The organism is Stenotrophomonas sp. 89682_Sma, assembly GCF_056481405.1.
Genome location: NZ_CM151147.1, coordinates 2,877,876 through 2,892,979, shown reverse-complemented (window position 1 = coordinate 2,892,979; position 15,104 = coordinate 2,877,876). Strand labels below are relative to the sequence as shown.

Below are 15,104 nucleotides of genomic sequence, written 5' to 3'. Positions count from 1 at the left end.
AAGTTCCCGGTTGGACCTTCCAAAGGGCGTTGCAACATATGCGGGCAGGAAACCGACCTGACCGAAAATCACGTGCCGCCTAAGGCGTGGGCTCAAGGCATCGCTCTGAGGGTGTCCAGCGTCGCCGATGCAATCAGTGGAGAGAAGAAGCCGCGGTCCCACAAGATGCCCAATGGTGTTTGCTTCAGGAGCATCTGCAGGACCTGCAACGGCTCGGTGCTTTCTCGTTACGACAAGGCGCTTGTATCGATGAGCCGGCAGGTGACGGAGATCTTGCGTGATCGAAGCAAGGTCACCTACTACCAGAGCATCCGTATCCGGCCGCAGCTTGTGGCAAGGGGAGTTCTGGGCCACATGTCATCGGTGGGCTTGAATCGCTACGACGAACGCCACAGCCAGCACCTGTTCGATGACCGGTCAGATCTTCTACGCCAGGTTCGGCTTCACTACTGGGTGTATCCCTACAGCGGTCGAACGGTTCTTCGAGACTTCGGACTGGGCATCTTGGGCGGGAAAGGCAGTTCGGCGATCTATGTCCTGAAGGCCTATCCGCTGGCCTTTGCAATGGTCTGGAACAGGGACTTTCAGTTCGAGGACTGGCAGCCGCAGAGCTTTGACCCGTTCGCTGGGTTCGAACCAGACCAAGAGGCGAACCTCCCGCTGGAGTTCGTGGGCCTGCCGGGACAGGTTTGGCCAGAGCACGTCCAGGGGAATACGTTCGCGGTCCTTCATTCCGATGGTGCGTTCGTGGCAACGGAGAAAAGACGGGGCTAGGTTTGGGCGGTTTTGGCTCTTCCGGAGCGGAGGCGCTGCGGATAGCAGCAGCGTTCCAAAGAAAAAGCCCGGGCTGGGCCCGGGCTTTTCATATCGGTCAACGGGGAGCGTGGCTCAACGCGCGTTCACCGGGTGTGCGGTGGGCAGCTGGCTAGCCGCTACCGCAATGGTCGTCTGATACACCACTTCGTGTGCCACGCCGATAGCGACACCAAGCGGATGCTTCTTTAAGCGATAAATCGTGCTCTTGAAGCGTTCAATTGTCTTTCTTACAACATTCTTCTTTTTCATTTTTGGTTCCTTGTAATTGTTTTTATCAACACATTTGACTTCTTCCTTTGCCTTTAGGTTAACCACCCATCGTCTGAGGGCTTTCAGAGCGATGGCAAACGACGTTACGACCATTGCGACAACCCAGGACTCGCACCCGGAACTGTCCACAAATTCGGATGAGGCGATTATACGGCGAAAGAGGAAGCTTTTCAACGAAAACAATTGTATTTGAATTGTTTTTGTGCTTGGAGTTCGCGAACAAGGGCCCCGAAGGGCCCTTGCCGAGATACGATCACCTCCTTTCGCCGCTGACATTCTTTGATTCGTTACCAGCCAATGGCCCAGGCTGCGCCCACGGCCGTGTCCTGCCCGCTGCGGGAAACCCCGATCGAGAAAGCCGATGGGGATCCGCGTGGGGTGGTCACGTCGCGGGTGTAGCCGATGGAAATGGCGGCTTGGCCGCTGCAGCCACCGACGCCCACGGCCAGGCGGTTTCGGTTTTCTCCGTGGATAGCCGACGTCGAGGTGGCCATCTGGGCGTTGGCTTGGGCCATGGCGCACACACCGCTCACCCGCTTGCCGAGCTGGCGAAAACGGCGGTCCGTCAGGTTCCAGCGGTCGTCTTGCTCCCGCTGGTAATCCCACAATTGGCCACCGTTGATCGCGTCCGTGGACCCTGGAGCGATCGCTCCTGCAGCCACCCCGGTTACCCGCTGGTTGCCGGCGTTGATCCCGGATCGGGTGACCGATGGGCCGCCCTGGACGGTGAAGCCGTCGCTGTTGTGGATGGCCTTGGCCACTTGGACCGAGCCCTGCTCGGAAAGCTCAATGGTGTCTTTCAAGGCAACGGTTTGGGTGCCGTCCCCGTTGTCCGTGACCTCGATGTTTGCCCCGGCCACCGTGGTGCTGCTTCCTCCGTCCTTACCGTCCTGGCCTGCTGGGCCTTGCGGACCGGCGGGTCCCTGTGGACCGGTGCCGCCACCACCGCTGCCAGGGTTCTGCTCCAGTTGGTGAACGCGCCCATCGAGATCGTAGATGGCGCCGGCAACGGTGCTGTAATGTTTCCCGCTGATCAGCTGGTAATTCGGAGCCACGATCACACCGGTTACTACGGTAGCGCCAGCGCCCAAGGTTTCCACGGCGGTCCGCAGTTGGCTGACGACCACGGCGTCGTTGTTCGCCTGCCCCAGGGCAACTTGCGTCAAGCGTCGGTTACCTACAGCAACCGTGTTCTCTTGTTCGCAGGTCGTGCCCGTGCCCAAGGCGACGCAGCCTTTGGCGTTGGCTTTCGCGCTGAGCCCAAAGGCTGCGGCATTTTCTGCGTTGGCTTGACTGCCGGGGCCTACGGCGGTGCCTCCAATTTCAGCAGCAAGGGCGTGTCCACCAACCGCCAAGGTGCTGAGTGCCGTTGCTTTCGCATACTGACCAAAAGCCGCAGCGTCGCTCGCGGTTGCTTCGGCATACGCTCCCGCGGCCGTGGAGTTCCCCACCGTCGCACGACTAAAAGCCCCAAAAGAAGAGGTATTGCACCCTTGTGCAGAGGCGTAAGCACCCGCTGCGGTCGCACCAATGCAGTGGCCAGTAGGGGTGGGCCCACCATCCGCATCTGCGGAGTAGCCAAGCGCGGTGTTGCCGCCTCCTTTTGCACCGGCCAGATCGCCCACTGCCGTGGCACCTAACTCACTCGCATCTGCACCGTTGCCCACTTGAACCTGGGCTTGCGCCGTGCCAGCAACAAGGCCTGCCAGCAAAGCGCAGTGGATGAGGGAGCGTTTCATGGGGTGGCCTCCTGGGTCTGAAATGAGTGAGCGTGTGCACTCACGAATAGATCAGATCCTGGAATGCGCAAGCCCCCCAACGAAACTTCCCGGCGCAACGGCAGGAGGGGCCGTTGCGCCGGGAAGCGGTGGGGCCGACTTTTCCCCACCCCTGTTCTTCTACGACAGGGAAAAAATTCCACAAGCCCCCTTGCGCGTTTTCGATTCTCCGCTTGCATGGATGTATCGCTCATGTGAGTAAGGAGGCCTACTCATGATTCAACGCTTGTTGCTTGCGCTGGCACTGGCCAGCGCTCCCATCATGGTTCACGCCCACGCGCCAGCCACCGATTCCGTTGAGGTCCACGGGAAGAAGCCAGGGTTTTTCAAACGCCTGTTCCACCGCCACAAAGACGCCCCGCAGTGGGACGGTGTCCAGCCCGAGCTTCGCTCAACGCTGGAACGGATCGCCTTGCAGATGAAGGGCGAGGGCTACGACCTGCGGCTGATGGAGGGCTACCGGTCTGAAAAGCGCCAGGCCGCGCTGCTCGCTAGCCAAAAGGGCGTGACCCAGGTGGGGCCAGGCAGCAGCTGCCACAACCACGGCTGGGCGGCGGATATGGTTATCTACAGGCGCGGCCGTCCATCCTGGGACCTAAAGGACGAACAAGTGCGGCAGGGCTACCAGCGCTACGGGGAGTTGGCCCAGCAGGCGGGGTTGAGGTGGGGCGGCGCTTGGAAAGACTTCAAGGACATGCCCCACGTCGAGATGCGCAGCGAGTGCCTGGTGGCCATTCGTGGCGGATCTGCCCCCCGCCGATCAATGCAAACAGTGATTGCCAAGGCGGAGTCAGTCTCTGACGCACCGAAGGCACCTCGATGGGCTTGGAGTGTTGATTCTGAGCTGGCGCCGGACTGGGCCTGCGAGTCAGTTCTTTGCAGTGTGTCTTGGGCGACTGTGAGCCGGGCCTGGAGCTATGGCGTAAGGCCGCCGTTGAAAGGACTCCGTCCAGAACCGTTTGCTGAGGCGTCCTGTCCCATGGCCCCAATTGCCCTGAGGCACACATGAGGAAGCGGTCCACCGGATTGCTTCCCTTTTCGGCGGAGAGTGAGGGCGAGCGGGTCATCTGCCCTGATCGCGCAGGTTCGGAGGGGATCGAGATTGACGCTCCCAAGGGCGGCAAAAACGGCTGGATCCGTTGCACCGCAAGGGGTATGCTCGTGGCGGGCACATTCCAGGGCACCTCCCAGATTGGTGAAACCCAAGCCGCCCAAGGGGGGAGGGCACTTCTCAAGGAAGTCCCACTCTCTCCGCCAGTTGTTTCAAAGAGCCCCTGGAAACAGGGGCTTTTTTGTTTTTCCGAGCAGTGCGAGAGGAATTCCTCGGGCGAATGCCGTCAGTTGAGGGCTCGTGTCATCAGTCTGACTCCGGTTGTGCCGGATGTTGCAGCACGAAACTGGTGGGTCGATCTCGTTCGGCTATGCCCAGATTCGCTGCTAATTGTCTCATTTGACGCTTATGGGCAATGTCATTGATGCGGGCATCGTGTAGCTTCCTCAAAGTGCTTGTTGCCCCGCCTGCCGACTGGAGGCATCGGCTGATGGTTGGCAAGGGATAGCAGCACAGTTGGATCGGAGGAACGGGCAGCGCTGCATCGATATGGTCCTATGTACATGTCGAAGCCCCCGTACCCGCAGCGAAATGCTGTTGCTAGGCAAGTTCGATCGGCAATTTCAAGGAAGAGATAAGGTCATGAGGAAGATCCGACGGGGAAGTCCGGGTACATTTCTTTCTGAAGCAGGTATCAGCTGGCTTGCCGCTCGGCTGATGATTACGCTTCTCATTGTGGTGGGCTGTGCGATGTCCCCTGCAGCGCGTGCATACACGTCTATGCAGCAGGCAATGGCTACATGCCAAGCAACACTGCCTGCATACGCTGGGCACAACTATTGCGCACCTGGATATGGGGTCGGTTGGTACGGAACTCCGCCTGCTCCGCATGTTTTCATGCGCCCAGTGGGGCAGTCGCGACTCCACGTGGCGGCTTGGGAATTTGGATGTCCTTCCGGGCAGAAGTGGAGCAGGCTGACCGGCAGGTGCATTCGAAAGGATGGTCCGCCAGAGTACCCACTCGCCGATCTTGAGGATCCTGATACAGGTGAGTATGGATCGCCGAAGTGCGACAGCAATTGTCCTGTGGCGGGAGCTAACGGAAGCAATCCCATTGACAGCGCCACCGGCAACAAGCGCCAGCACGAAGTCGACTTTGTAGGCGCGGGTGTCTTTCCTCTGAATCTGGAGAGGACTTACAACAGTGGCTGGGCGGTTGAGGGCGATCCGTTTCCGATTGGGGTAGGCTGGTCACATAGCTATTCAGCACGCCTCTACCCGGTGACGGATGGCAACTATGTGATGTATCGAATCATCGCGCGGCGCTCAAATGGAGCGCGGCAGAGCTTCACCCGCGTTGGCGATGAGTGGCTGAGCGATGCAGATGTTGCAGGTAGGATCAGTGTTTTCATGAGTGGAGGGGCACTCAGCTCGTTCACCTATTCGCGCGGCGATGGCGCTGTAGAAACCTATGATCGTGATGGTCTGCTCACCTCGATCACCGATCTTGGCGGTCATCGACAGGTACTGTCCAATACCTATGCGGATGGGATCAAGCGACTGGAGAAGGTAACTGACCCCGAAGGGCGAAGTCTGGTCTTCTCGTACAAGGATCGAATGGTCGCATCGGTCACGTTGCCAACCGGGCGTGTTATCCGATATGGCTACGCCGATGGGGATCTGGTCAGCGTTTCCTATCCGGAAGCGCCAGCCGGTGAGTCCGTCCGTCGCTACCACTACAACGAATTGGATCAGACGACTGGTGTTTCCCAGCCCCACACGTTGACGGGCATCACCGATGAAAGTGGTCAGCGCTACGCGAGCTGGGGTTACGATGGCTATCGGCGTGGTGTTTTGAGTGTCCACGGTGACTACGCGACGGGTACCGTCGATAGAACCTTGCTGGCGTTCAATGACGATGGCACGACGACTGTCACCGACAGCTTGGGGAAGGTGCGCCACTATGGCTTCGATGTGAAACATCGTGTCGCCCGGCTCGCGTCCCTCGATGAGCTGTGTCTGGGGTGCAGTAACACCGCCAGGGCCAAGACCTATGATGGAAATGGCATGGTGCAGTCATCGGTGGACTTTGCCGGTAACGAGACAACATTCAGTCACAACGCGCGGCTGCTCGAGGTCCAGCGTGTCGAAGCTGCCAACGATGCAACGGGTCTGCGGCGAACCGTGCAGACCGACTGGCATCCCAGTTTGAGGGTGCCGGTCGAGCGCCGCATTCTTGATGCGGCGAACGTATTGGTATCCAGGTCCACCTGGACCTATAACGCACGCGGGCAAGCGCTGGCTGCCACGCAGATCGATCCGGCGACGGGCGAGACGCGAACCACGACGAGCACCTACTGCGAAGCGGATGATGTGGCGGCAGGGCGGTGCCCATTGCTTGGTCTGCTTACTCAGGTCGACGGACCCCGATTGGATGTCACTGACACGACCTCCTATGTCTACTATCCCAGCAGCGATGCGGGCTGCGCTGCGGGCTCCGGCTCATGCCTCTACAGGAAAGGCGACCTGTGGAAAGTAGTCAACGCAGCGGGTCACATCTCCGAGGTGCTTGCCTATGACGGGGTCGGGCGGCCGACATCTGTCAAAGACCCCAATGGCGTCGTTACCGAGGTTGCTTATCATCCGCGTGGTTGGCCAACCATCTTCAGATTTGATTCCGCGTCCGGCGCCGACGCACGCACCACCCGCCTCGACTACTGGCCCACAGGCCTCGTCAAGCGGGTAACGCAGCCAGATGGATCCTCTATTTCCTACTCCTACGACGTAGCTCACCGATTGACGGCGATTTCCGATAGCCAAGGAAACTCAATCACCTTCATCCTGGACAATGCGGGGAATCGCGTCGCGGAAGAGACGCGGGATGTAAATGGCGAACTGAAGCGAGCGCTCAGCCGGATCTACAACCAGTTCGGGCAATTGACGACAGAGGCGGATGCCGGCGCCAATCCCACTGATTTCTCCTACGATGCCAACGGTAACATCGCTTCCACGACCGATGCTCTGGGCCGCAAGAACCGACAGCAATACGATCCATTGAATCGCCTTGTGCTGTCCCTTCAGGATGTCGGTGGTTTGAATGTGGAAGTCCGTACGCACTACAACGCCATGGATCAGGTGACCCGGGTAACTGATCCCAAGGGGCTGTCTACAACCTATTCCTACAACGGCTTCGGCGACCTGACTGGGCAAGTCAGTCCAGACAGCGGTGCCAGTCTGTACACGGTTGACTCCGGTGGTAACCGTCGGACGTTCACCGATGCCCGTGGTGTTACTGCTTCGTATCGGTACGATGCTCTGGATCGGGTGATTGGAATTGCCTACCCGGATACCAGTCTTGACGTGAGCTACAGCTATGACCTGGCGCCAGAGTCGTGCCCTGCCGACGAGCGGTTTGCAAAGGGGAGGCTCGGCGAGGTGCAGCATGCTGGCGGCAGCACGCTGTATTGCTACGGTCGGCTTGGCCAGATCACCCGGAAGGTGCAGACGATCAATGGTCTGACACGGACAGTGCGATACTCCTACAGTCCATCCGGAAACCTTGCGACATTGGTGTACCCGGACGGGAGCATTGTCGACTACGTCCGGGATGGCTTTGATCGTGTGAATCAAATTGGCCTGACCCGGCTTGGTCAGGCCCGGCAGGTCGTGGTGAAGGACGTAGCCTACGCCGCCTTCGGTCCGGCGATCGGCTGGACGTATGGCAATGGTCGGCGGCTGGATCGTTCTCTGGATCTCGACTATCGCGCACAGGCTGTGAATGATCCGACTCCCGGGGGGCTCTCCCAGAGCTACAGCTACGATCCCGTTGGCTCCATCGTTGCGCTGAAGAATGGCAGTGGCTCGCAGGTGATGGCCCGCTATGCCTATGATGCCTTGGGGCGCCTCACGCAGACTCAGGATGGGCTCACCGCAACGCCCATCGAAACCTATGCATACGATTCCACTGGTAACCGCACGTCGCTGAAGACCGCGGGTGGCACCTCGCTCTACACCTATCCCGCGACGAGCCATCACCTGACGGCTGTGGATGGTGTGGGGCGCGATCATGATGCCTCCGGCAACACCGTTCGCGTGGAAGGCAAGGAATACGTGTACAACGACGCCAATCGCATGGCAGCGGTGAAGCAGGACGGGAATGTGCTTGAGGGCTACGCATACAATCACCTAGGGGAACGCATTCTTCGCGTTCCGTTCGGCGGTGATAAGCAGATCACCCTCTATGACGAAGCCGGGCAATGGCTGGGCGACCACTTTGAATCAGGTCGGTCGCAGCAGGCGATCTGGCTTGATGACTATCCAGTGGCATTGATCAGCTCTGCAGACGCTGGTTCTCCGGAGTTGGTCTACATCCAGCCCGATCACCTCGGAACGCCGCGCGTCGTGGTCGATCCTGTCCGCAACACTGCCATATGGGAATGGAGCAGCAAGAGCGAAGTATTCGGCAATCAGATGCCGAATATGGATCCAGATGGAGACGGCGTGGCATTCGACCTTCCACTTCGTTTCCCCGGGCAGCAGGCGACGGAAGCGACCGGCTTGTTCTACAACTATCAACGTGAGTATGACCCAGCAGTGGGGCGCTACTCCCAAAGCGATCCGATTGGGCTTGCTGGGGGCGTTTCCACATACGGCTATGTTGGTGGAGCGCCGACGTCGTTCATCGATAGATTTGGTCAGCAACGGGTTAGGGCGCTGGGCAACTACCACGCGAACGGAGCTTCAGGGTTTGCTGGCAACGAATTTCAGGGTGGATACTACTCGCCTGGTGGGGCATCGACGTCTGACACGTTGAGTACGTTGGCGGGAATGGGGCAGTTGGCAAATCCCGCTGGTTGGGTGAACCCTAATGGCGTTAATCAAGCTGTCGCGGGCGCGCTTCTTAATCAGGCCTTCTCCTCGTCATCCACAGACGGGCGTTCGGTCCCTTGGCCAGAAAGAAAAAGAGGGGGGTATGCTTGCGTCTGTCGCGCGAATAGGGATGGGCGTAGTGAGGGCAATTGCTCAATTGATGACAAAGAGTTCGCGTTTGGGTACGGTTTTGGGAGGAGCGTATCTGAGGCGAAAAGGATGGCTGAAAAAGATGCGAAGGACAATCTTGGGGCAAAATCGACTCACCATGTTCAATGTAGATGTGTAAGCCCAACTGGAGATAGGATTATTCCGCATGGCTAATTTGCCGACTTTGCTGACGACCGAGTTTGATTCACTGGTTGAGATTGGTGATCTGGCTGGGGCTGCATTGGCTATTGCTGAGGGGGTGAGGGCGGGGCTGGCAGAGGCGCTGTTTCTTTCTTCGACCATAAGCAGCTCTGCCGAGCCCTTGTCGGACTTCGAGAAGCGTAGTCTGGAGCAGGTTTGTAAATCTGCCTCATTGGGATATGCGCCTGCACAATTTAGACTTGGTTGCTATCTGCGGTTTGGAGACTTTCTTGACAAGGATGTTGTGATGGCGGTGGATCTATTCAGGAAATCTGCGATAACCGGCTTTCCTCCAGCAATGTATGAGTATGGATTGGCGCTCCTTCATGGTGAAGGCGCTGAGCGTGAACCCGCGGAGGGTATGCGCTGGATCAGGCGATCAGCTGAGGAAGGAGATGCTGCCGCAGTTGAATTCTTGGCCGGTATTGCATAAAGGTTTTTTTTATTTGTCGATACTCGCTGTTTATTGATGGATGATTTCACATATTTTTGGCTATCGGCTCGATGTCGGAAGCTCGTATTTGCGGGTAACTCGGCTTGGTGTGCGCCACGAGGCGGGTGGTCAAGAGGCGGAAATCTGAAGAGGGTGGTTGATTGTTGCGTGAATTATTTTCTTTTGCGCAAATTTCGTGATCTTGGAGGGGCGATGCAATGGAGATTGGGTTCAGTCAAATTGGTTGTTCGGGAAGATTGAGAGCGCCAAAGTCGTATTGAGAGAGGCGTCGCGACGATGGCACTTTGAATCTCCCAATGTGGGCGTTCTGGTTGAACTTGACAGGCTGAATCAGGTGCAGCTACACATCTCGATTGTGGCAGCGCGTGTATTCTTCATTTCTGCAGAATTTCTTTTACTTCGTTGGACTGTTGATGTAGCGGCGTCCTGTTCCATCTCGGGGGCACCCTAGCCCGCGCCGAGCTAAACGTCGCGAAGTGCGTGGTGTGCGTACGCACTCATCTCCGCTGCCCACCCTTCGGTTTGTTATGGCACAACGGGTAACTGGAGCACGACCGGAACGCCCCATGCGGCCCATTGCGGTCCACGAACACGCCGACCTTGCACACCGGACAGCGCTCTTCGTGGATGGCCGCGCCTGAAATCGCGGTCACTTCCACTGCTCCGTCCTTCACCAGCTCATCCAGGAACGGCGAACGCTTCCCCTGTAGGGTGAACATGGCCACCGAGCGTCGCGCACGCGTCAGCGCGACATAGAACAACCGCCGCTCTTCGCTCAGCGGGTAGGTATCACCCTCCGGCATTGCCAGGGAAAGCACCGGGTCATCCGAGCGCAGGCTCGGGAAGCTGCGGTTGACCATGCCTGGCAGAACAACATAGTCCGCCTCGCGTCCCTTCGACCGATGGACCGTGAGGAACTCCACGTCCATCGTGCTGCCGAAGACTGTCTTCCAATCCGAAGGCATCGCGCTGCGGTCCGCGCGGTAGCGGCCCAGGATGAAGACCGTCACGCGTCCCTTGCGCCCTTGCGGCACTGCCCCGGACAGCAACTGCTTATGCAGCTTGGCGAGGTACTGGCGAATGCCATCCTGCAGCTCCTCGCGACGATTCATCTGGAACGCTTGCAGCACTGGCCCCATTGCCGGTGCGGCAGAACGAACCGCCTTGGCAATCTGCGCTGGATTCCGGCTGATGAAGCGGCTGGACGCATCGCAGAGCGCCTGCGGGCAGCGGAATGTCTGCTCCAGTTTCAGCACCTGGCCATGACCCATCCACTCGCGGAATCCGGTCATCACCGAAACGTCGGCACCGGCGAAGCGATTGATCGATTGCCAGTCATCGCCCACCGCAAACAGATAGCGGCCGGGGCGGCTGACCAAGGCACGGCAGAGCCGGGCGCGGGCGCGCGAGGCATCCTGGAATTCGTCGGCCATCACCAGTTCGTAGGGCGATTCATAGCGGCCCTGTTCCAGCAGTCCGGCCGCCATGTTGAGCATGTCTTCGAAATCGATGCCGTGCTCGTCAGCCAGTGCGTTGTCCCAGGCCTGGAAAACAGGGCTGGCGATTTCCAGGAAGCGCCGATGCCGTTCCTTGAACTGGTCTTCGGGCATCTGCCGCAGGCGCTCGGCCATGTCATCCAGCGTCAGGCAATTGCTCTTTGCGTGGGCAATGAATGTGCGCATCAGCCCGATCAGGTCCGCGTCCGGCATGGGCTTTGCGCCCTGCTCGGGTAGCTCGCGGTCGGGGTTGGGGTCGAGTTCGACACCGGACCCGTCAAGCCTCTCCGCAAGATCCTGCAGGGCATGTCCACTGCGAAGACCGAACGAGGTGGTCTCGACAAGGGCGGTGCCGCGTGCCGCGTGCTGCTGGCGCTTCCTGTGCATACCTTCGGCGTAATGGGCGAAGTGCGCCGGCGGTTGGCCATCGGCATCCAGCGCAAAGTGTTCGTGATACAGCCCGGCATCCGGGTAATAGAATTTGGGGCGATACTGGCGATGGGTGTCGGTGGCCGTATCGAATTCGTAGCGCCGCTCGTAGTCGTACGTCACGCCGTTGTAGAAGAGCCAGTCGGCGATGACGCACTCTTCCAGGCTCTTCACCCGCTCACCCTGCAGGGCGCGGATGTAGGGCGTGCCATCGCGGTCGTAGCCGTCGGCCTCCATTTCCGCACCGAATGGCGGCAGGTCGCGCCCGAACACCAGGCGGAACATGTCCCATTGGGTGCGGAAGTGGGTCGAGCGGTCCTTCAGGTCGTCCACCAGTTCGGCCAGCTTGTTGAAGCCCAATGTGGCGTCAGTGGCCCATTCCGGGATATCGGGCTTGCGCCCCGTGGCTTTGGCGATGATGGCCAGGCCCAGGGCGTGGAAGGTTCGGGCCTCAACCACGGTGTTGCCCATGCCGAGTCGATCGAAGGTTCGCTGCGCACGTTCCTCCAGTTCCTTGGCGGCATCCTTGTTGAAGGCGAGCATCACGATCCGTTCGGGTTCGACAAAGCCGCGATCGATGGCATAAGCGGCCTTGGCGACCATGGTGGAGGTCTTGCCGGAACCGGCCGCGGCCACGACCTGGACCCGATTGTCGAAGCAAATGACGGCGCGGGCCTGTTCCTCGGTCAGCGGCTTGCTCTCGACCCGGTCCAGGAAGTCCTTGGCCAACACCAGCTCACGCCGGGTCATGGCCTCGTTGGCTTCGGCCCAGGCAGCGGACCAATCCAGGTTCCAGTCGCGCAGGACGTCCAGCGCTGCGCGATGGCTGTCCGCGTGCAGGTCTTCATGCACGTCTTCATCGCGGAACAGCTGCTCCAGCTCCGGCGGATGCAGGGACAGGGCGGAGCGCTTCGCCAGCAGCGCCTGCTGCTGCTCGTGGGTGATCCAGCGGCGACCGGCATTGCCCCGGTCGATGAGGGCGTCCGCGTCGTTCAACCACGACTGGATCTGTTGCAGAACGTTGTCGAACAGGGCCTTGCGCCTACGCGTGGTTCGCGCAAAGAGGACGTGTTGCAGCGCAGCCGCAAGCCGCGACGCTTGTCCGTTGGGGAGCCCGTCTACGCACAGCCCAGAAGCATCGCCGGTCTGGAGCTCGACCCGTGACCAGAAGACCCCTCGCTGGACCTGCACCTTCTGATCATCATCCACGCGCAGCCGGTACTGCTGGCCGGAGACACTGAGTTCAACGTATTCGCCATCAAGCCGCAGCGACCAATGGGGTGAACGGGTCACACGCCGGCCCCAGCCCGAGGAGCACCATTCCATAGACATCCAGATATTGCCTTGCAAGCGTCAATAGGGCTTATTGAGCCCCTAAGCCCACATGATAAGGGGCTTGGAAGCCGCCTGTGGTCGTCAGCTCGCGGATTGACCTCGGTAAGGGCTTCGCATACGCAGGAAGTGGTCTGTGGAGTCGCGGGGTGTCGCGCTTATCGCGTGCGTCCCGGATGTGCGCTCCGTACGTGCCACTATGCACCTGTGCAGTGGTGTGCCACGATCCGGCGGCTCACTGCATGTAGTGGAAGCGGTGCTTGGAGAAGGGCTTGGGAGGGAATGCCCCGATGAATGCAGTGGATCCGGAATTGAAGAGGTTGCTGGCAAGGTTCGATGAGTGCCACACCTTCGAAGGCTGCCAGTTGACCAGTCCGGAAAGCCATGGGATCGACGACGATACGCCACTGCATATAGCGGCGTTCAATAACGAAGTGGATCTACTCAAAGAGTTGATGCCGTTCGTCACCAATATCGACGTACTCGGGGATATTGGATTGACCCCGATGGCGAACGCGGTGATTAGTGAAAGCCTCGAGGCCGTTGTCTACCTTCTCTCCTGTGGTGCGGACCCCATGATCCTGGATGAAGTGGGCGATTCGGTGCTGGAGATCATGAAGAGGAGACCCGTCTTCAATCAGTTGGTTGAGCAGATCGAGAGCGAGCTCCCGGGGGCGGTTTGAGGCGGGCGAGGTGTGGGCGTTGGAGCGCGCTCGTGGCTCCGCAACCTGGGGCAGGCCGAGAAGATCACGGTGCTAGGATCGCGTGCCATCACTCGTAGGCGCGATCCTGCTTCGTCGGCGGGACTTCGACCACATTACCGCGCCGGATCAGCTCATCCAGATCCACCGCCGAAGCGGCCAGGGCATCCTGCGCATCGAAATCCCACTTGTCCTTGTACTCGCGTGCCAGTAGATCGCAGACCGCCTTGGCGCGCGAATAGGCATCGTCCTTGCCCTCGTTCTGCTTCAATGCATCACGATGGATCTGGCACAGCGTGAGCTGGTGCGCATCCTCGGCGCGCTCGCGCTCCCAGGTGATGTCGGGCAGGCCCGAAAGCGCAGCGGCAAGCGCGAATGTGGTCATTGGCATGTCAGGTGTCCAGGCGGCGATGGGAACCCGAGCGTATGCGAGCGGCGTTGGCTTGAGGCCACCGCCGCCCGCGTCGTTTTACCGCATGTTCACCATTCGCCACAGCATGGGAGCTGTTTGAGCGGCAGTTGATCCTGATGATCCGCTCACGCATTCACATCCACGACAATGCGTCCACGCACCTTGCCGGGAATGATCTGGTCATAGACCTTCAGCACATCGGCAAGCCCGATCAGCTGCACGGTGCTTTCCAGCTTCTGCGGGTCCAGGTCGGCGGCAAGTCGGTCCCACGCGCGCTGGCGGACGTCCTGCGGCGCATTCACCGAATCCACGCCGGCAAGCGTCACGTTGCGGAGAATGAAGGGCAGCACCGAGCCATGCAGCTCATCACTCTGAGCCAGCCCGCAGGCGGCCACGGCGCCGCGGTATTTCGTCTCGGCAATGGCGTTGACGAGGGTGGGACCGCCCGCCACATCGACCACGCCGGCCCAGCGTTCGGCACTCACCGGCCGCTCACGCGGTTCTGAAAGCTGCGCGCGGTCGATGATCTCGGCGGCGCCCAGGCTGTGCAGATACCCGGCGTGTTCAGGTCGCCCGGTGGCGGCCACCACGCGATAGCCAAGCTTGGACAGGATCGCCACCGCAATCGAGCCGACGCCGCCGTTGGCGCCGGTGACCAGTACATCGCCCTTCCCGGGCGTCACGCCAGCATCTTCCAGTGCCAGCACGCACAGCATGGCGGTGTAGCCGGCGGTGCCGATGGCCATGGCATCGCGGGTGCTCAGGTTGCCGGGAATCCTGTTGAGCCATTCACCGCGAACACGGGCGCGCTGAGCGAGGCCGCCGTGGTGGCCCATGCTGAGATCCCAGCCATTGAGCACAACGCGGTCGCCGGGCTTGAAGTCGACGCTGCTGGAGTCCAGCACCACGCCAGCCAGGTCGATGCCAGGGATCAACGGGAACGTCCGGATCACCGGGCGCGTGCCGGTGAGGGCCAGCGCGTCCTTGTAGTTCAGCGTGGAGTACTCGACCTGCACCAGCACGTCGCCATCCGTCAGGTTGGCCTCGTCGAAATCGACCAGCTCCGTGGAAACGCCGTCGTTGGTCTTGCGGGTCAGCAGTGCTTTGAAGCTCATGGTGCGGTCTCACGTTCAGTGGATGAGCCC

At 60.0% G+C, this 15,104-nt stretch carries 10 protein-coding genes; 5 read left to right on the top strand and 5 right to left on the bottom strand.

The features are described 5' to 3' along the window. Nucleotides 1-111: 111 nt before the first annotated feature. Entirely contained in the window at nt 112-774 is a 663-nt protein-coding gene (locus tag ACZK29_RS13365; RefSeq protein ID WP_146257395.1) for a hypothetical protein, read from the top strand. A gap of 114 nt (nt 775-888) precedes the next feature. On the opposite strand, the gene ACZK29_RS13360 is transcribed toward ACZK29_RS13365, so the two are convergent. Then, complete coding sequence (locus ACZK29_RS13360; RefSeq protein ID WP_005410152.1) at nt 889-1,065, bottom strand: hypothetical protein; 177 nt, start codon at nt 1,063-1,065, stop codon at nt 889-891. Nucleotides 1,066-1,373: 308 nt separating this feature from the next. After that, complete coding sequence (locus tag ACZK29_RS13355) at nt 1,374-2,825, bottom strand: adhesin (RefSeq protein WP_005410151.1); 1,452 nt, start codon at nt 2,823-2,825, stop codon at nt 1,374-1,376. A 253-nt stretch (nt 2,826-3,078) separates the two neighbouring features. Between ACZK29_RS13355 and ACZK29_RS13350 the strand changes: the two genes are divergently transcribed. The 3 genes from ACZK29_RS13350 to ACZK29_RS13340 all read left to right on the top strand — a co-directional run bounded on the left by ACZK29_RS13350 (nt 3,079) and on the right by ACZK29_RS13340 (nt 9,568). Next, nucleotides 3,079-3,873 carry a M15 family metallopeptidase gene (locus ACZK29_RS13350; RefSeq protein WP_005410150.1) on the top strand — a complete coding sequence of 265 codons (795 nt, stop codon included), beginning with the start codon at nt 3,079-3,081 and terminating at the stop codon, nt 3,871-3,873. Between the two features lie 1,128 nt (nt 3,874-5,001). Further along, nucleotides 5,002-9,108 carry an RHS repeat-associated core domain-containing protein gene (locus ACZK29_RS13345; protein WP_478446156.1) on the top strand — a complete coding sequence of 1,369 codons (4,107 nt, stop codon included), beginning with the start codon at nt 5,002-5,004 and terminating at the stop codon, nt 9,106-9,108. Continuing rightward, complete coding sequence (locus ACZK29_RS13340; RefSeq protein ID WP_478446155.1) at nt 9,101-9,568, top strand: tetratricopeptide repeat protein; 468 nt, start codon at nt 9,101-9,103, stop codon at nt 9,566-9,568. The genes ACZK29_RS13345 and ACZK29_RS13340 overlap by 8 nt, the downstream gene beginning before the upstream one ends. 518 nt (nt 9,569-10,086) lie before the next feature. Here the strand turns inward: ACZK29_RS13340 and ACZK29_RS13335 are convergent. Then, entirely contained in the window at nt 10,087-12,840 is a 2,754-nt protein-coding gene (locus ACZK29_RS13335; protein WP_478447091.1) for a UvrD-helicase domain-containing protein, read from the bottom strand. Nucleotides 12,841-13,136: 296 nt separating this feature from the next. On the opposite strand from ACZK29_RS13335, the gene ACZK29_RS13330 reads away from it, so the two are divergent. After that, a complete protein-coding gene (locus ACZK29_RS13330) occupies nt 13,137-13,529 on the top strand; it encodes an ankyrin repeat domain-containing protein (protein WP_049429710.1) in 393 nt (130 codons plus the stop codon). A gap of 88 nt (nt 13,530-13,617) precedes the next feature. Here ACZK29_RS13330 and ACZK29_RS13325 read toward each other — a convergent pair whose 3' ends face one another. Together ACZK29_RS13325 and acuI are read right to left on the bottom strand one after the other, a co-directional pair. Then, nucleotides 13,618-13,938: a hypothetical protein gene (locus ACZK29_RS13325; protein WP_478446154.1), complete on the bottom strand. Its 321-nt coding sequence runs from the start codon at nt 13,936-13,938 to the stop codon at nt 13,618-13,620. A 146-nt stretch (nt 13,939-14,084) separates the two neighbouring features. Then, a complete protein-coding gene (gene acuI, locus ACZK29_RS13320) occupies nt 14,085-15,074 on the bottom strand; it encodes an acrylyl-CoA reductase (NADPH) (RefSeq protein ID WP_478446153.1) in 990 nt (329 codons plus the stop codon). Nucleotides 15,075-15,104: the final 30 nt, after the last annotated feature.